We start from the raw sequence: 15,669 nt of genomic DNA on the forward strand, positions 1-15,669 counted from the left end.
GCGAGCCCGCGAAGAGGCCGGCACAGGCAACCGCAAAACCTCAGCCCAGCGCGGTATCCAGAAACATCATCACGCCGAAGCCACCCATCAACCCAAGGGTTGCCGCCGTCTGGTGCCCATTGCGGTGGGTTTCGGGGATGACCTCGTGGCTCACCACAAAGATCATCGCCCCCGCCGCCAGCCCCATGCTGATCGGGTAGGCGAGGGCAAAGCCGGTCGAAATCCCCAGCCCGATCACCGCCCCCAGCGGCTCCATCAGCCCAGACCCTATAGCCACCAGCGCGGCTTTCATGTTCGAAAGCCCGGTAGCGCGCAGGGCCAGCGCCACGGCCAGCCCCTCAGGGATGTCCTGAATGGCGATGGCGCTGGTCAGCGGCAGGCCGATGTTCATGTCGCCATTGGCGAAGCTCACGCCAATCGCCATGCCTTCGGGCAGGTTGTGCAACGTGATCGCCAGCACGAACAGCCATACCCGACTGATACGCTCGGCCTCGGGGCCGCATGGGCCGGTGCTTTCGTGCTCGTGCGGGGTGAACCGGTCCAGGCCCAGCATCAGCAATACGCCCAGCGCCATGCCCAGCACTACGGTAAAGGCCGCAGCCGGGCCGTTGCCGGTGATCTCGCGGGCGGCGTCCAGGCCCGGCAGAATCAGTGAAAACGAACTGGCCGCCAGCATCATGCCGGCGGCAAAGCCAAGCATCACGTCCTGGGTGCGGGCGCTGACATCGCGTAGCACTACCGCCAGCACTGCACCCAACGCGGTGGCGCCAAAGCCGGACAACCCGCCTAGCACGGCCAGGTGCAGGTTATCGGCATGGTCGCCGTTCACCGCGTTCCAGAAGCTGGCCACCAGCAGTGCGATCACTGCCAGCAGGCTCAGCCCCAGGCCGGCGCTGAGCCAAGGGGTGTGGGCCACCTGCTGACGCCAGGCGTGCAGCAGTGAAAGTGGGGCGGCGCTTTGGCTGTGTGCGGGGGGCATGCGAACCTCGAATCAGTTATTGCAGTCAGTCTACTCAGGGACCTGTGCCAACGGCCAAGGATTCCCTTCTATTGGTGCGATAGCTGGCTATGCTGTGCAGCAAAGCCTCTGGACAGGAGTTTAGGCATGGGGTCTACCTTCAACAGCCTCGTCGGGCTGATCATTCTGGCGCTGGATATCTGGGCCATCCTCAATGTCATCAAGAGTGGCAGCGAGGTGGGTGTCAAAGTGTTGTGGATCTTGCTGATCGCACTGTTGCCGGTGGTAGGGCTGGTGATCTGGGCAATTGCCGGGCCGCGGGGGAACGTGCGCATCTGAACGCCTGTGCCGGTCTTTTCGCGGGCTCGCCCGCTCCCACAGGTACTGCGCCGCTCTCAAGAGTTGTGGGGCTCCTGTGGGAGCGGGCAAGCCCGCGAAGAGGCCGGCACAGACAAAAGCCGCAACATCCCAGTGACAAAATTTTCACATTGGTTTAAACAGAATCCGCACCCGCACAATGCTGCGTTGGTCTAGCGCCATCGCCTCTTCGCAAACCGCAATCCTAGGACCTCCCCATTCATGGCTAACACGGACGCCTTGAAGCAACAGGGCGCGCGAACGTCGTTTTCGCCGACCCTGAAATCCCACCTGGCCTACACGCTGCTCAGCGGGCTGGTGATCATGCTGATGCTCAGCCTGGTGCGCCTGGCGCTGCTGGTCTACAACAGCGACATGATCGGTGATACCCCGTATTCCACCGTTGCCGAAGGCTTCCTCAACGGCTTGCGCTTCGACCTGCGCGTGGTGGTGTACCTCAGCATCCCGCTGCTGCTGGCCATCCTAAGCCCTTGGGCCATGGCCCGGCGTGGGGTGTTCCGCTTCTGGCTGACCCTTGCCTCGAGCGTGGTAATGTTCCTCGGCCTGATGGAGATGGACTTCTACCGCGAGTTCCACCAGCGCCTTAACGGCCTGGTGTTCCAGTACATCAAGGAAGACCCGAAAACCGTCATGAGCATGCTCTGGTACGGTTTCCCGGTGGTGCGCTACCTGCTGGCCTGGGCCTTCGGTACCTGGCTGCTGAGCCTGCTGTTCAAGGGCATCGACCGCGCGACCCGTGGCGAAGGCCTGCACCGGGTTGCCCCATGGTACAACCGCCTGGCGGTGTTCATGGTGATTCTGCTGGTGGCCGTGGTCGCTGCCCGTGGCACCCTGCGCCAAGGCCCGCCAATGCGCTGGGGTGATGCGTTTACCACTGACTCCAACTTCGTCAACCAGTTAGGCCTGAACGGCACCCTGACCCTGATCGACGCTGCCAAGAGCCGCTTCGGCGAAGACCGCGCCAACATCTGGAAACCGGTACTGGAGCAGAACGTGGCCACGCAAAGCGTGCGCGAGCAACTGCTGACGGCACACGACACCCTGGTCGATGCCGACGAGGCTGCCATCCGCCGCGACTTCGTGCCGCCGGCCGAGCGCACCCTGCCGATCAAGAACGTGGTGGTGATCCTGATGGAAAGCTTCGCCGGCCACTCGGTAGGCGCACTGGGCAGCCCCAACAACATTACCCCGTACTTCGACAAGCTGGCCAAAGAAGGCCTGCTATTCGACCGCTTCTTCTCCAACGGCACCCATACCCATCAAGGTATGTTCGCCACCATGGCCTGCTTCCCCAACCTGCCAGGCTTCGAATACCTGATGCAGACCCCGGAAGGCGGCCACAAGCTGTCGGGCCTGCCGGCACTGCTGAGCGCCCGTGATTACGACGACGTGTACGTCTATAACGGCGATTTTGCCTGGGACAACCAGTCCGGGTTCTTCGGCAACCAGGGCATGACCACCTTCATTGGCCGTAACGACTTCGTCAACCCGGTGTTCTCCGACCCGACCTGGGGCGTGTCCGACCAGGACATGTTCGACCGCGGCAACGAGGAGCTGGCCAAGCACGACGGCAAGAAACCGATCTACGCGCTGCTGCAGACGCTTTCCAACCACACCCCATACGCGCTGCCCAAAGACCTGCCGGTCGAGAAGGTCACCGGGCAAGGCCGCCTGGACGAGCACCTCACTGCCATGCGCTATTCGGACTGGGCGCTGGGCCAGTTCTTCGAGAAGGCGCGTAAAGAGCCATACTTCAAGGAAACCCTGTTCGTCATCGTCGGCGACCATGGCTTTGGCAACCACCAGCAAGTCACCGAACTGGACCTGGGCCGTTTCAACGTGCCGCTGCTGCTGATTGCCCCGGGCATTCAGGAGAAGTTTGGTGCGGTGAACCACACCGTGGGCACCCAGGTCGACATCGTGCCGACCATCATGGGCCGCCTGGGTGGCAAGGCCCGCCACCAGTGCTGGGGGCGTGATCTGCTCAACCTGCCTGAGGGTGACCAGGGCGTGGGCATGATCAAGCCGTCGGGCAGCGAGCAGATCGTCGGCCTGGTGCAAGGCGACCGCATCCTGATCGAGTCCAAGGACATGACCCCGCGCATGTACCGCTATCAGTTGGGCAGCGAGTTCAAGGCCGAACTGATTGAAAGCCCGGACCAGCCAGAAATGCTGAAAAAGCTGGAAGCGTATATCCAGACGGCGACCAAGAGCCTGCTGGATAACACCGCCGGTGTCGTGCACGGCACGCCGAAGTAAGGCTGCAAAAGGGGCCGCTTTGCGGCCCATTCGCGGGGCAAGCCCGCTCCCACAGGGAAATCATCGCAAACCCGCCGTTGATATCTCTGTGGGAGCGGGCTTGCCCCGCGAAGAGGCCTTTACAGACTGAACATTCTCCCGGCCCCAAGGTCAGTTGATCAGGCATCACACCGTGGTGTATCTGGATTGGGAGGACTTGTTCAATGAAAGAGTGGGAAGTCATCTTTGCCGATCAAAAAGGCGAACCGTCCACCCTGATGCTGCGGACCGAGCACCGTCCCAGCGAGGAGGAAGCCGCGCGGGCCATCCGTTCGCAGCTGTTCCCGGTGATGGACGAGCTGGACCTCAACGACTTCCAGGACCGCACCATTTCTCCGACCGCCCGCTGGCTCAAGGAGCATAGCGGGGTGACCATCACCAGTATTCACGAAGCGCCCTGACCCACACGTTTGCGTGGTGCCTGTTCAAGCGCTACGATGATGAAAGGTGCCTGCCATTCTGCGGGTAGGCGCCGTTTCAATTCGCGTCTTGCATCAGCTCGAACTGCTCGGCCATTGATTGCCGGCAGGTGCGTAGTGCACGGAAAGTCTATCCATTGCGTTATTCAGGAGGACGATTCATGAGCAGCCAGAACGACGATATCAGCAGCAACGTCCTGCGCCAGATGAAGGCAGGCGGTTTCGACTTCACCCAGATCCACCCCATCGAGTTCTATGCCGTATTCCCCGATGAAGCAGGTGCCCGCCGCGCCGCCGGGCAGTTTCGTGGCGAATCGCTCAATGCCCAGGTGAAAGAGCTGGGCGACGGTGCCTGGCACCTGGAACTGAGCAAGGTCATGTATGCGACCTATGGCGGGATTGGCGACTTTGAAGAGGCGTTCGAGCAGTTGGTGACACCTTATGGGGGGGAGGTGGAAGGGTGGGGAGTCAAGCACGAACGGCAGACTGCCTGAAGGTTTTCCGTTGCCTTCTTCGCGGGTGAAGCCGCGAAGAAGCCCTCAAGGCTTGCGCCCAGCCATATGCCCCAGATAAGCCAGCAACGCATCCAGGTCTTGTTCACTCAGCACGTTTTCAGCAAACCCCGGCATCTTTGCCTGCGGCCACTGCCTTAGGCTTTGCGGGTTGCGAATCAATTGGCGTAGATAACCCGGCTGGAAATACTCGGTCGGGTTGTGCGGCATGTTCAAATCCGGCCCCATTTGCGCATCCCCCGCACCGTTAAGGCGGTGGCACGCCATGCAGTTCTGCTGAAACAAGGCAAAGCCCTGGCGCACCGGGCTATCGGCTGGCAACTTCGGATCGGGCAGCAAGGCCGGGAAGCGCGTCTCGACAGCGTCCAGTTTACGAAGGGTGGAAATCTGGAACGGCCACTGCTCCGGGCGAATGCCGCTCGCTTGCGGCTGAGTCCACACCAGGTAGAACGGCCCCGCGCTGGGTTTGCCCTTGCCTAATGCCGGCCACGGTTTGTCGGGGTCCTCTATGGCCAACCAGGCCCGTGCCGGCCCTTGCTGCAGCAGCGGTGCGGCGGGCATTTCGGCGGCAAAGCCATCCCGTGCCACGGCCTGCAGGTGATCAGCGGGGCTTACGCCTTCCAGCAGCGTGGCCAATGGCACCGCCCGATAGTGCATGGGGCGTTTGTATGACACATCCTGATCGACGCTGATATCCCGGGCCTGCGGGTGGCCGAGCAGTTCGGCGCTGCTCCACTGGTGCGCGCTGGCGCCCAGCTCAAGGTGCAGTTGCGCCGCCGACAGCGGCAGGCTCAGGAACAACGCAAACAGTGCAAGGCAGTGGCGCATGGGTAATCTCCGACCATCAAGGCCGGCAGGTTACCTGTGCACTGCCCGTTGGCGCCACCGCCAGGGTCAGCCGAACAAACGTGTCAGGTTCGGCAATATCAACAGCAATGTCGTGGCAAAGAGAATGAGCCCAGCTTGGCGAATTTTTGATTGTCTGAACATGGCGGACCGCCTTCTTGTTGTTATTCCTGAATACCCGTTGGCTTCCTTGTCGCGCTTCGGGTCGATCACAGTGGCGACGCTTGGCGCCTGAACTGCATGCCTCTTGAAAGTGGATATACATCCAACAGTAGGGTGTGTGTGATGCATGTTTGAGAACCCTTTGTTCTAATTGTGTGGTTCATTGATTTCAGTTAGCTATGAGGCCATGTGCCATCTGGCTGGCATGCTCTGACTAGACAGGGGCGCAAGCACAAAGCGGGTACCGACGAAATGTGACCGTTCGTCAGTGCAGCCTACTTGCTTGTACGTGTCTTTCGCGTCAGTCTCTACAGCAGATTCCCACCCATGTCGTTCAGGACTACCCCTATGTCGTTACGCATCTGCATCCTTGAAACCGATGTCCTGCGACCGGAGTTGACGGCGCAGTACCAGGGCTACGGCAGGATGTTCGAGCAGCTTTTCTCGCGTCAGCCGATTGCCGCCGAATTTCGTGTCTACAACGTGATGCACGGCGACTATCCCGCCGAGAATGAAGTGTTCGATGCCTACCTTGTGACGGGCAGCAAGGCCGATTCGTTCGGTACAGATGCCTGGATCCAGACGCTCAAGGCCTACTTGCTGAAGCTTTACGAGCGTGGCGAGAAGCTGCTGGGGGTGTGTTTTGGCCATCAGTTGCTGGCGCTGACCTTGGGTGGCAAGGCCGAGCGGGCGGAGAAGGGCTGGGGCGTGGGCATCCATCGCTACTCGCTGGCGGCCCATGCGCCGTGGATGGACCCGGAGGTGTCGGAGCTGACCTTGCTGATCAGCCACCAGGACCAGGTGACCGAACTGCCGGAAGGCGCCACGGTGATTGCTTCAAGCGATTTCTGCCCGAATGCGGCGTACCACATCCGTGACCAGGTGCTGTGCTTCCAGGGCCACCCGGAGTTCGTGCACGAGTATTCACGCGCGCTGCTGGATGCCCGCCAGGAATACCTGGGGGATGAGGTGTACCACAAGGCGGTGGCCAGCCTGGCCACCGAGCACCAGGGCGACCTGGTGGGGGAGTGGATGATGCGCTTTATCCAGCAGCCGGTGAGCAAGCATAACGCGGCGTAGTGGCGGGGGCCGCAAAGCGGCCCCGGCAATCTCAGAGCCAGCCAGACTTCTTGAAGCTGGCAAACAACCCCGTACATCCCAGCACGATCACCCCCAGTACCCCGAAGTATCCATAGTGCCACCCCAGCTCCGGCATGTTCTGGAAGTTCATCCCGTAAATCCCCGCAATCGCTGTAGGGAACGCCAGAATCGCCGCCCAGGCCGCGAATTTGCGTTGCACGATGCTCTGCCGTGACGACTCCAGCAGCATGCCGATCTCGATGGTCTGGCTGGCGATGTCGCGGATGCCGGCCAGGTCTTCCATCTGCCGGGTCACGTGAATCTGCACATCACGAAAATACGGGCGCATGTTCTTGTCGATAAACGGAAAGCTCAGGCGCTGCAACTCCTCGCTCACTTCCACCATCGGCGCCACATAGCGGCGCAGGCGCAGGATGTCGCGGCGCAGGCTGTGCAGGCGGCGGATGTCATCCTCCTGCAACGAACCGCCGAGCACGCTTTGCTCCAACTCCTCGATTTCACCATGAATGGCCTCGCTGACCGGCTGGTAGTTCTCGGTGACGAAGTCGAGCAGGGCGTACAGCACAAAATCTTCACCGTGCTCCAGCAGCAGCGGCCGCGCCTCGCAGCGCTGGCGCACCAGGGCATAGGATTTGGAGTGGCCATTGCGGCACGTGATGATGTAGCCGTTGCCGGCAAAGATATGCGTTTCGATGAACTCCAGCTTGCCTTCATGGCGCACTGGCGAGTAGGTGACGATGAACAGCGCGTCGCCGAAGGTTTCCAGTTTGGGCCGGCTGTGCTTTTCCAGGGCGTCTTCGATGGCCAGCTCGTGCAGGTTGAACTGGCATTGCAGGTTGGCCAGTTCCTCGGCGTTGGGCTCTTCCAGGCCAATCCACACAAAGTGCCCCGGCTTGCGCGCCCACTCGCTGCCTTCGTCGATGCTGATGTTGGTGACCTTTCTGCCGGCGCTGTACACCGCCGATGCCACGACTCGACCCATGGTTGCCTGCTTATTCCGGTTGAACACGGGGTACAGCTTGGGCCGTACCCGGCCCAAGAGCAACCGGCTTCAGGCCAGCTCGTGTTCCATGCGGTCTATGCATTGCTGCATCTGCACCCGGCACTGCTCGATCAGCGCCGGGATATCCCGTTGGGTCATGCCGGCGGTTGTAATGGGCGGCAGCGAACGGACGACTACCGTGCGCTGGCGCCAGCTGTTCAGGCCCATGCGTTTGGCATAGCGGCTGACGCATACCGGCACAATCGGCACGCCGGCCTCGATGGCCATGTGAAAGGCACCTTTCTTGAATGCCAGCAAGTGTTCACCGGGGTTGCGTGTGCCTTCGGGGAACACCCAGATCGAGGTATCGTCCTGGAGCACGCGGGTGGTTTTCTGCAGGGCCTTGCGTGCCTGGTAGCTGTTCTTGCGGTCGATCAGCACGTTGCCGCCCAGCCAGAACAGCTGGCCGAACAACGGAACCCAGCCCAGGCTTTTCTTGCCGATGGCAACGGTGCGTCGTGGCACGACCTGGCCGAGCACGAACAGGTCGAAGTTGGATTGGTGGTTGGCGATGATCACGCAACCGGGGGGCTGATCCCATAGCGGGCCGACCTCGGCCTTGACCTTGATGCGCAGCAGTCTGGTGGCCGGGCGGCTGTAGAGGTGGGCGAATATGCGGCTGTTGTCGGGGTTGAAGGGGCGGCACAGGCCGATGACCAGGCCCACGACGCCAACCACAAGGAAATGCAGCGCCAGCAGAAGCATGCGCAAGGAATAAAGCATGGTACGACTCACACCAGACAGTCGCCGGGGAGTGTACGGGTGTGCACTGGTTCGGGCAAACCTTGTTGCTGCGCCTTGCTGACGGTGGGAGCAGGCTTGCCCCGCGAACACCGGCGGAGCCGGTGCCGTGCAACGCGTTGCCTGCTTCGCGGGGCAAGCCCGCTCCCACAGAGGCCGGTGGGCCTAGCCCATATGCTGCTGGTCCAGCTCGATCGCCTTGTCCAGGGCCTCCAGCAGGCCTTTACGCACTTTCAGCTTGGTGTTCTTGTGCGCCAGCATGTTCAGCTTCTTCAATTCACGCGCCGCCGCCAGTGCCGCTTCCTGCAACTGCTCGGCCGGCACCACTTTGTCGAGGAAGCCGGCATCGACCGCCGCGTGTGGGTCGAATACCTCGGCATTGATCACCGAGCGGTGGAAGGCTGAGCGGCGCAGGCGGTCGCGGGCCAGTTCGATACCGGCATGGTGCATGGTCATGCCGATCTGCACTTCGTTCAGGCACACCTTGAACGGGCCTTCGACGCCAATGCGGTAATCGGCCGACAGCAGCAGGAAAGCGCCCTTGGCCACGGCATTGCCCGGGCAGGCGACCACCACCGGGAACGGGTGCGACAGCAGGCGGCGGGCGAGGGTAGAGCCGGCGGTGACGAGGCTGATTGCCTCTTGCGGGCCGCTGGTCATCACCTTGAGGTCGTAACCACCCGACAGGATGCCTGGCTGCCCGGTGATGATCACCACTGCGCGCGCTTCGATCGCGCGGTCGAGCGCGGCGTTGAAGGCGGTGATGACGTCCGGCGAGATGGCGTTGACCTTGCCGTTGTTCAGGGTCAGGGTGGCGATGCCGTCTTCGGCGTGGTAGGTAATCAGCTCGCTCATGGCAGAGTCCTTTTGTTGGCGTGGCGACGACGTTACCCAGCGCCAGAGGCCAGGTAAAGCAGCAAGGCTGACTGGTCGGTCAGCGTTCACCGCGTGCCAAATGCAAATACATGAAAAAATTGAAAAAAGTGCTTGCCAAAGGGAATGTCTTTCACTAAATTAGCGCACCTCGACGGGCCGCAAGGCTTGAAGAGAAACGGTGAAGTGTCCGAGTGGTCGAAGGAGCACGCCTGGAAAGTGTGTATACGAGAAATCGTATCAAGGGTTCAAATCCCTTCTTCACCGCCACATTCTACGAAGAGCCCCCGCGCTGAAAAGCACGGGGGCTTTTTGTATTTGGGCCTTTGGGGCTGCTTTGCAGCCCATCGCGACGCAAGGCCGCTCCCACAGGGGACCGCGTTCACCTGAGATTCACGCGGTCCCCTGTGGGAGCGGCCTTGCGTCGCGATGGGCCGCAAAGCGGCCCCAAGATCTTAAAAGCTGACCGAAGCCGAAAGCCGAGCGGTACGTGGCGCCCCCTGGAACAGGTAGTTATCCCCCAGATAGTCCCCCACATCGCGCCAATAGCGTTTGTCGAACACGTTATCCACGGTCAGGCGCAGCACCGTGTCATACCCGCCAATGCGCGTACGATACCGGCTCCCTACATCGAACACGGTGTACCCGCCAACCTCCACATTGCCCGCCTGGCTCGCATACTTGCTGGCGCTGTAGCGCGCCGCGCCCAACAGTGCCAGCCCCGGTACCGGCAGCGTGTATTGCGCGTGCAGTGCTGCCCGGAACCTGGGCACATTGATTGCCTGATGGCCTTCATAGGCATCGGTACCGCTGTTTTTCACCCGCGCACGAATGGCTGCGGCGCTGGCCTGTACCTGCAAGTTGCGGGTTACCCAGCCGCTGGCACCCAGCTCCAGGCCGGTGTTTTTCTGCTGGCCTTGCTGCACGTAGGTGAAGTTGCCAGCACCGTCCGGGCGTGCGTACTGGTAGGCCTGGCGGATCTGGAACAGCGCGGCGCTGAGGCTCAGGCCTTGCCAGTCGTGCTTGAGGCCCAGTTCCAGTTGGTGTGAGGTTGTGGGTGCGAGGATTTCGGCAGCGTTGCTGGCAAACCAGGGTGCCGTGCCGCCGGCAGACAGGCCCTGGGCGTAGCTGGCGTATACCGTGGTATCTGGCTGCGGCTTGTAGATAAGTGCAGCATTGGGCAGCAACTCATATTGGCGGGTATGGCGCCCGGCAACACCATTCTCGTCCCAGGTCTTTTCATCCAGGCGCACTTCACGGGCGCCCAGCACGGTCTGCCACTGTTCGTTGAAGCTGATGCGGTCGCTGACGAACAGGCCGTACTGACGGCTGTCCAGGCGGCGTTCGCTGGCACCGACAGCTTTGTCGGACGGGGCGAAGGCGGGGGCGCCGGTGTAGATGTTGCCGGTACCCAGCCACTCGTTGTAGTACGGCCGTTGATCCAGCGTGCGCCGCTGCGCGCTGGTGCCCACGGTCAGTTCATGCCCCACGCCCAGCGCATCGAAGTGCCCGTTGAGCATGGCCTGTGCTTCATCGGTGCGGCGGGTGTCGTCGGGGCTGCGGAAGTCGTAGATGTCGTAGTCGCCATTGCTGGCAAAGAACGCGCCTTCGCTCGAACCCCAGGCAAACGCGCTGTAATCTTCGATCACCACCTTGCTGCGCGAGGCACTCAAGGTGCCGGTCCAGGCCTCGTTGAAGCGGTACTCGAAGCGCCCGCCCAGGTTCAGCGAGTCGTTCTGCACGGGTTTGGCCCAGTGCTGGTACGCCAAACGGTCGTCCGGGTCGATGCCATGAGGCACTGCGGTGCCGCCCAGCAGTTGGTAACCCGGCACCGAGCGCTGTTCGCGGTGCTGGTATTCGGCATCCAGTTGCAGGGTGGCATCCGGGTTGATCTGCCAGTCGAAGGCCAGCGAGGCGAAGTCACGCTTGCCATCCGCATGGTCGATATACGAGCGGATGTCCTCATGGGCCAGGTTGGCACGCAGGCCGAACTGTTTTTCGCTGCCGAACCAGCCACCCAGGTCGGTGGCCAGGTAGCGTTCGCCCTGTGCGTTGGTCGACAGCGTGACGCTACGCACATCCTCGGCGCGCTTGGTCACGTAGTTGACCAGGCCACCCGGCTCTGAAACGCCGCTTTGCAGCCCGGACAGGCCCTTTAGCAACTCGACTTGCTGTTTGTTTTCCAGGGCCACGTTCTGCTCGCCGGCAATGGTCTGGCCGTTGATACGGTAGCTGCTGGCGGCGTTAAGCTCGAAGCCCCTCACGTTGAAGTTTTCGTAGTAGCCGATGGGGGCATAGCTTTCGCCAACCGAGGCGTCGCTTTGCAGCACTTCGCTTAGCTGGCGCACCTGCCGGTCTTCAAGCAGTTGCTGGCTGAAAACGCTGATGGCGGCAGGGGTATCAAGCAAGGGCGCGGGCTGGAAGCCGCCCACTGCGGCCTGGTGTGCCTGATAGCCGTCGTCGCCGTAGGTGTCGGACACCTGCAGCGGGGCCAGCACCACGCTGTTTTCGGCGAGCACATGGGGGCAATGCAGGGCCAGGCCCAGGCTGAGCAGGCTCAGGGGCAGGCGGGGGGGACGCGGGGGCATGCGGGGCTCCTGGATGCGCACACCTGTGCCGGCCTCTTCGCGGGTAAACCCGCGAAGAGGCCGGCACAGGCCATGAAAAAGGCGGCATCTTAACAGCCGCCTTCAGCATAAAACGATCCAGGCCCCGCGATATTCAGCCCTGGTTGGCAGGGTGATTGTGCTGCCGCCAACTGTCATCGATCTTCGACCAGGTTTTGCCGTCGGTAATCGCCATGAGCTTGCGACCATCCTTGAAGGTGGCCAGGAAGGTAGCTTCTTGCTCCTTGCCGCCTAGCCACAGCCCGGCAAGCAAGCCCACCGGCCCGGCCACCAGGGCCCCCGCCACACCCCAGCCCAGGGCGCTGCCCAGGCTGCGGCTGGTTTCCAGGCTGGCCAGCCGGAGGTCGCTGATGCGGGCCAGGGAAATCCGCTCACCCGGTGACGGGCTGCGCGGGGTCTTGAGTGTGAGCGATCCGTTGCGATACTCGCCTTCACCTTGCAAGAAATCGCCGGATTGCACCGTGAGTCTTGTCATAAAGTCGTCCTGTCAGGAAAGGGCATTGACCAGCGCCTAATGGGCGCTGCCTGGCCTGGCAAGTCAACGACCATGCGACGGAGGGTCGTGCGGTGCATTGTCGCCGTGGCTAATGGCCTCTTCGCGGGTATCTTTCAGGCCACCTGCAAGGTGGTCTTGCGCTTACGCTCGGCCAGGCCCCACACCAGCAACGCCAGCCCGCCAATCACCAGGCCCGCCGCCACAATGCCCATCCAGCCCTGGTACTGGAACAACTGCGTGCCCAGCAATGACCCCAGCGCCCCGCCAATGAAATAGCAGGTGATATACCCGGCGTTCAGCCGCGTACGTGCCTCGGGGCGTAGGGCAATCACTGCGTTCTGATTGCTCACGTGCACCAGTTGTACCGCCAGGTCGAGCATCAGCACGCCCAGCAGCAGGGCCAGCAATGACTGCTGGGCAAAGCCCAGCGGCACCCACGACAGCAGCAACACCACCAGGCCCACGGTGGTACCCAGCGCGCCTTTGCCGCGGTCGGCCAGGCGCCCGGCCCAGTTCGCCGACAGCGCACCGGCTGCACCGGCCAGGCCGAACAGGCCGATCACTGCATCGGAGTAGTGGTAGGGGCCCTTGGTCAGCAAAAAGGCCAGGGGCGTCCAGAACAGGGCGAACAGGCTGAACGCCAGCAGGCCGAGCAGCGAGCGCAGGCGCAGGACCGGTTCTTCAATGAACAGGCGGAACACCGAGCCGATCAGTGCCGGGTACTTCAGCCCGGCATGGCTGTGATGCTGCGGCAGGCTGCGGTACAGCGCCACCGCGGTGACCGCCATCAGCACAGCGGCCAACACGTAGATGCTGCGCCAGCCGCCCAGTTCGGCCATAAAACCGGCAGCAGTACGTGCCAGCAGGATGCCCAGCAGCAGGCCGCTCATCAGCGTACCGACTGCGCGCCCACGCTGATGCGGCTCGCTGAGGGTCGCGGCCATGGGCACCAGAATCTGCGCCACCACCGAGAACAGCCCGGTCAGCGCCGTGCCGAGGATCAGCCAGGGCAGGCTCGGCGCACATGCACTGATGACCAGCCCTAACGTGGCAATGGCGGTCATCACGGTGATCAGCCGGCGCTGCTCGAAGAGGTCACCCAGCGGCGCCAGTAGCAACAGGCCGGCGCCATAGCTGAGCTGTGCGGCAATGACGATACTGCCGGCGCTGGCAGTGCTCAGGCCAAACTGCTGGGCGATGCTGTGCAGCAGCGGTTGGGCGTAGTAGTTGCTGGCCACGGCCAGGCCGGTGGCGGTGGCCATCAGCAGGATCATGGCGCGGCTGAGAGTGGGGGCGTTCATGCGGTTCTCTTGGCGGGCAGTAGGAAGTGGGGGAATTATCAAGAAGTGTCAGGCATGACGCCAATGTATAGTTTTCAACTTATCCATCTTGAAAGCAGATAGATCGATGAACCTCAAGCAGCTCGAATACGCCCTCGCCGTGGCCGACACTGGCAGTTTTACCCGTGCCGCTGAGCGCTGCCATGTGGTGCAGTCGGCGCTCAGTCACCAGGTGGCGCGGCTGGAAGCGCAGCTGGGTGTAAGCCTGTTTGAGCGCAGTTCGCGGCGGGTGCGCCTGACGCCTGCCGGTGAGGCCTTTGTGCTCAGCGCGCGGCCGGCGGTGGACGCGGCCCGGCGCATTGCCGATGACGTGGCGGCGGCATGCGGGCAGGTGCGCGGGCGGCTGGCGATAGGGGAAATCAGCTCGCTCACGGCGCTGGACCTGGTCGACTTGCTGGCCGTGTTCCACGAACGATTCCCGGATGTGGATGTGCGCTGGATCACGGCCAAGAGCGAATGGCTGATAGCCGATGTGGTCGAGCGGCGCCTGGACGTTGGTTTCATTGGCCTGTGGCAGGGCGAGGTGGTGCAGGGCGTGCAGCATCGGTTGCTGGCCAGGGAGGAACTGGTGGCGTTGTTGCCGGTTGATCATCGGCTGGCCGGCTGCGGGCAGCTGGCGTTGGCCGATCTGGCGGATGAAGTGCTGGTGGATTTCCCCGAAGGCACCGGGGCGCGGCGCCAGACAGATGAGGCGTTTCAGGCAGCGGGGCTGCAGCATCGGGTGCAATTCGAGATCGGCCATGTGCGCCTGGTGGAAAAGTTCGTGCAGCGGGGCATGGCGGTGGGCCTGGTGCCGGAACGGGTGGCCCAGGGTTTCGAAGGTGTGGCACTGGCGCGGTTGGTAGATGCGCCGGTGCGGCACCTGTATGCCGTGTGGTCCTCCAGCCCGACGCCTGCTGCCCGGGCGTTTCTGGAGGTGATGGAACAGCATCTGGGGGGACAATGATTGAGCCTGTTCTGGCCCCATCGCCGGCAAGCCAGCGCCCACGGGAACCCCACGGGTTCAAGGCCTGTGGTGATCCTGTGGGCGCTGGCTTGCCGGCAATGGGCCGAAATAGGCAACCCATCAATTCAAGCGGCAAACCCACCATCAATCGTGAGGCTTGCCCCGGTGATATACCCCGCCTCTGGCCCAGCAAGGTAAGCCACAAAGCTGGCAATTTCTTCCGGCTCGCCATACCGTCCAATCGCCATCAACGGGATCAGGCTCTCGGCAAACTCGCCACTGGCGGGGTTCATGTCGGTGTCCACCGGCCCCGGCTGCACGTTGTTCACGGTAATGCCCTGTGGCCCCAGATCACGCGCCATGCCACGGGTCAGGCCAACCAGCGCCGACTTGCTCATGGCATAAGGCGCACCGCCGGCAAATGGCATGCGCTCGGCGTTCGTGCTGCCAATATTGATGATGCGCCCGCCCTGGCCCATGTAACGGGCTGCGGCCTGGCTGGCGACAAACACGCTGCGTACGTTCACCGCCAGCATGCGGTCAAAGTCGGCCAGGTCGAACTCGGTCACCGGTGCTACCGCCAGCACACCGGCGTTGTTGACCAAGATATCCAGCCTGCCAAAGGCCTTCACGGCGTCATCCACTGCCAGTTGCACGGCGGCTGCGTCGGCGCTGTCGGCCCGCAGGGCCAGGGCTTTGCCGCCGTTTTCGGTAATCTCGCGGGCCAGGTCTTCTGCCGGGCCGGCGGAGCTGACATAGGTGAAGGCCACGTGCGCACCTTCGCGTGCCAGGCGGCGCACGATGGCTGCGCCTATGCCGCGGGAACCGCCCTGAACCAGGGCCACTTTGCCTTCGAGTGAAAGTTGCTTGGACATGCTGATCTCCTGCTGGAAGCCAGGCCGAAATGCCTTGGATGGGCAAAGTATCGGC

General features: G+C 62.6%; 15 protein-coding genes and 1 tRNA gene. 7 read left to right on the forward strand and 9 right to left on the reverse strand.

Features of this window, described 5'->3' with window-relative positions; all coding sequences use genetic code 11:
- Positions 1-40: 40 nt before the first annotated feature.
- Positions 41-979 (reverse strand): ZIP family metal transporter, encoded by a 939-nt coding sequence (locus CKW35_RS25795; RefSeq protein ID WP_016485421.1) that lies wholly within the window; start codon positions 977-979, stop codon positions 41-43.
- A 126-nt stretch (positions 980-1,105) separates the two neighbouring features.
- Between CKW35_RS25795 and CKW35_RS25800 the strand changes: the two genes are divergently transcribed.
- From CKW35_RS25800 to CKW35_RS25820, 4 genes are all read left to right on the forward strand, one after another.
- On the forward strand, positions 1,106-1,297 hold the full coding sequence (locus CKW35_RS25800) for a PLDc N-terminal domain-containing protein (RefSeq protein ID WP_016485422.1): 192 nt from the start codon (positions 1,106-1,108) through the stop codon (positions 1,295-1,297).
- Positions 1,298-1,537: 240 nt separating this feature from the next.
- Entirely contained in the window at positions 1,538-3,595 is a 2,058-nt protein-coding gene (locus CKW35_RS25810; protein ID WP_016485423.1) for an LTA synthase family protein, read from the forward strand.
- A gap of 203 nt (positions 3,596-3,798) precedes the next feature.
- Positions 3,799-4,035 (forward strand): hypothetical protein, encoded by a 237-nt coding sequence (locus CKW35_RS25815; RefSeq protein WP_016485424.1) that lies wholly within the window; start codon positions 3,799-3,801, stop codon positions 4,033-4,035.
- Between the two features lie 179 nt (positions 4,036-4,214).
- Complete coding sequence (locus tag CKW35_RS25820) at positions 4,215-4,547, forward strand: ribonuclease E inhibitor RraB (protein WP_016485425.1); 333 nt, start codon at positions 4,215-4,217, stop codon at positions 4,545-4,547.
- Between the two features lie 45 nt (positions 4,548-4,592).
- Here the strand turns inward: CKW35_RS25820 and CKW35_RS25825 are convergent, their stop codons facing one another.
- Positions 4,593-5,393: a cytochrome c gene (locus CKW35_RS25825; RefSeq protein ID WP_095117184.1), complete on the reverse strand. Its 801-nt coding sequence runs from the start codon at positions 5,391-5,393 to the stop codon at positions 4,593-4,595.
- A 528-nt stretch (positions 5,394-5,921) separates the two neighbouring features.
- Between CKW35_RS25825 and CKW35_RS25830 the strand changes: the two genes are divergently transcribed.
- Complete coding sequence (locus CKW35_RS25830; RefSeq protein WP_095117186.1) at positions 5,922-6,653, forward strand: amidotransferase; 732 nt, start codon at positions 5,922-5,924, stop codon at positions 6,651-6,653.
- Positions 6,654-6,684: 31 nt separating this feature from the next.
- Here the strand turns inward: CKW35_RS25830 and CKW35_RS25835 are convergent, their stop codons facing one another.
- From CKW35_RS25835 to CKW35_RS25845, 3 genes are all read right to left on the reverse strand, one after another.
- Positions 6,685-7,656 carry a magnesium and cobalt transport protein CorA gene (locus CKW35_RS25835; protein ID WP_024717731.1) on the reverse strand — a complete coding sequence of 324 codons (972 nt, stop codon included), beginning with the start codon at positions 7,654-7,656 and terminating at the stop codon, positions 6,685-6,687.
- 69 nt (positions 7,657-7,725) lie between these two features.
- On the reverse strand, positions 7,726-8,439 hold the full coding sequence (locus CKW35_RS25840) for a 1-acyl-sn-glycerol-3-phosphate acyltransferase (RefSeq protein ID WP_016485429.1): 714 nt from the start codon (positions 8,437-8,439) through the stop codon (positions 7,726-7,728).
- A gap of 183 nt (positions 8,440-8,622) precedes the next feature.
- Positions 8,623-9,312, reverse strand: a complete 690-nt coding sequence (locus CKW35_RS25845; RefSeq protein WP_095117188.1) for a crotonase/enoyl-CoA hydratase family protein — start codon at positions 9,310-9,312, stop codon at positions 8,623-8,625.
- Between the two features lie 198 nt (positions 9,313-9,510).
- Here CKW35_RS25845 and CKW35_RS25850 point away from each other — a divergent pair.
- Positions 9,511-9,600 (forward strand) — tRNA-Ser (locus CKW35_RS25850).
- A 185-nt stretch (positions 9,601-9,785) separates the two neighbouring features.
- On the opposite strand, the gene CKW35_RS25855 is transcribed toward CKW35_RS25850, so the two are convergent.
- The 3 genes from CKW35_RS25855 to CKW35_RS25865 form a co-directional block, all read right to left on the reverse strand.
- The gene (locus tag CKW35_RS25855) at positions 9,786-11,918 is read right to left on the reverse strand and encodes a TonB-dependent siderophore receptor (protein WP_095117190.1); all 2,133 of its coding nucleotides are present in this window, start codon (positions 11,916-11,918) and stop codon (positions 9,786-9,788) included.
- Between the two features lie 133 nt (positions 11,919-12,051).
- Positions 12,052-12,432, reverse strand: coding sequence for a hypothetical protein (locus CKW35_RS25860; protein ID WP_060518452.1), 381 nt, complete (start codon positions 12,430-12,432; stop codon positions 12,052-12,054).
- A 134-nt stretch (positions 12,433-12,566) separates the two neighbouring features.
- Positions 12,567-13,754 carry an MFS transporter gene (locus CKW35_RS25865; protein WP_095117192.1) on the reverse strand — a complete coding sequence of 396 codons (1,188 nt, stop codon included), beginning with the start codon at positions 13,752-13,754 and terminating at the stop codon, positions 12,567-12,569.
- Positions 13,755-13,860: 106 nt separating this feature from the next.
- On the opposite strand from CKW35_RS25865, the gene CKW35_RS25870 reads away from it, so the two are divergent.
- Complete coding sequence (locus tag CKW35_RS25870; protein WP_095117194.1) at positions 13,861-14,739, forward strand: LysR family transcriptional regulator; 879 nt, start codon at positions 13,861-13,863, stop codon at positions 14,737-14,739.
- Between the two features lie 125 nt (positions 14,740-14,864).
- Here the strand turns inward: CKW35_RS25870 and CKW35_RS25875 are convergent, their stop codons facing one another.
- The gene (locus CKW35_RS25875) at positions 14,865-15,614 is read right to left on the reverse strand and encodes a 3-oxoacyl-ACP reductase family protein (protein WP_060518446.1); all 750 of its coding nucleotides are present in this window, start codon (positions 15,612-15,614) and stop codon (positions 14,865-14,867) included.
- Positions 15,615-15,669 lie beyond the last annotated feature (55 nt).

The sequence above is a fragment of the Pseudomonas sp. Irchel 3F3 genome, assembly GCF_900187545.1.
In the GTDB taxonomy this organism is placed as follows: domain Bacteria; phylum Pseudomonadota; class Gammaproteobacteria; order Pseudomonadales; family Pseudomonadaceae; genus Aquipseudomonas; species Aquipseudomonas fortuita.

Bases quoted from the DNA above. Each gene is read 5' to 3' on its own strand.
- CKW35_RS25800 (WP_016485422.1), top strand. From the start codon at position 1,106: ATGGGGTCTACCTTCAACAGCCTCGTCGGGCTGATCATTCTGGCGCTG.
- CKW35_RS25815 (WP_016485424.1), top strand. From the start codon at position 3,799: ATGAAAGAGTGGGAAGTCATCTTTGCCGATCAAAAAGGCGAACCGTCC.
- CKW35_RS25835 (WP_024717731.1), bottom strand. From the start codon at position 7,656: ATGGGTCGAGTCGTGGCATCGGCGGTGTACAGCGCCGGCAGAAAGGTC.
- CKW35_RS25830 (WP_095117186.1), top strand. From the start codon at position 5,922: ATGTCGTTACGCATCTGCATCCTTGAAACCGATGTCCTGCGACCGGAG.
- CKW35_RS25870 (WP_095117194.1), top strand. From the start codon at position 13,861: ATGAACCTCAAGCAGCTCGAATACGCCCTCGCCGTGGCCGACACTGGC.
- CKW35_RS25860 (WP_060518452.1), bottom strand. From the start codon at position 12,432: ATGACAAGACTCACGGTGCAATCCGGCGATTTCTTGCAAGGTGAAGGC.
- CKW35_RS25875 (WP_060518446.1), bottom strand. From the start codon at position 15,614: ATGTCCAAGCAACTTTCACTCGAAGGCAAAGTGGCCCTGGTTCAGGGC.
- CKW35_RS25795 (WP_016485421.1), bottom strand. From the start codon at position 979: ATGCCCCCCGCACACAGCCAAAGCGCCGCCCCACTTTCACTGCTGCAC.
- CKW35_RS25845 (WP_095117188.1), bottom strand. From the start codon at position 9,312: ATGAGCGAGCTGATTACCTACCACGCCGAAGACGGCATCGCCACCCTG.
- CKW35_RS25840 (WP_016485429.1), bottom strand. From the start codon at position 8,439: ATGCTTTATTCCTTGCGCATGCTTCTGCTGGCGCTGCATTTCCTTGTG.
- CKW35_RS25810 (WP_016485423.1), top strand. From the start codon at position 1,538: ATGGCTAACACGGACGCCTTGAAGCAACAGGGCGCGCGAACGTCGTTT.
- CKW35_RS25825 (WP_095117184.1), bottom strand. From the start codon at position 5,393: ATGCGCCACTGCCTTGCACTGTTTGCGTTGTTCCTGAGCCTGCCGCTG.
- CKW35_RS25865 (WP_095117192.1), bottom strand. From the start codon at position 13,754: ATGAACGCCCCCACTCTCAGCCGCGCCATGATCCTGCTGATGGCCACC.
- CKW35_RS25855 (WP_095117190.1), bottom strand. From the start codon at position 11,918: ATGCCCCCGCGTCCCCCCCGCCTGCCCCTGAGCCTGCTCAGCCTGGGC.
- CKW35_RS25820 (WP_016485425.1), top strand. From the start codon at position 4,215: ATGAGCAGCCAGAACGACGATATCAGCAGCAACGTCCTGCGCCAGATG.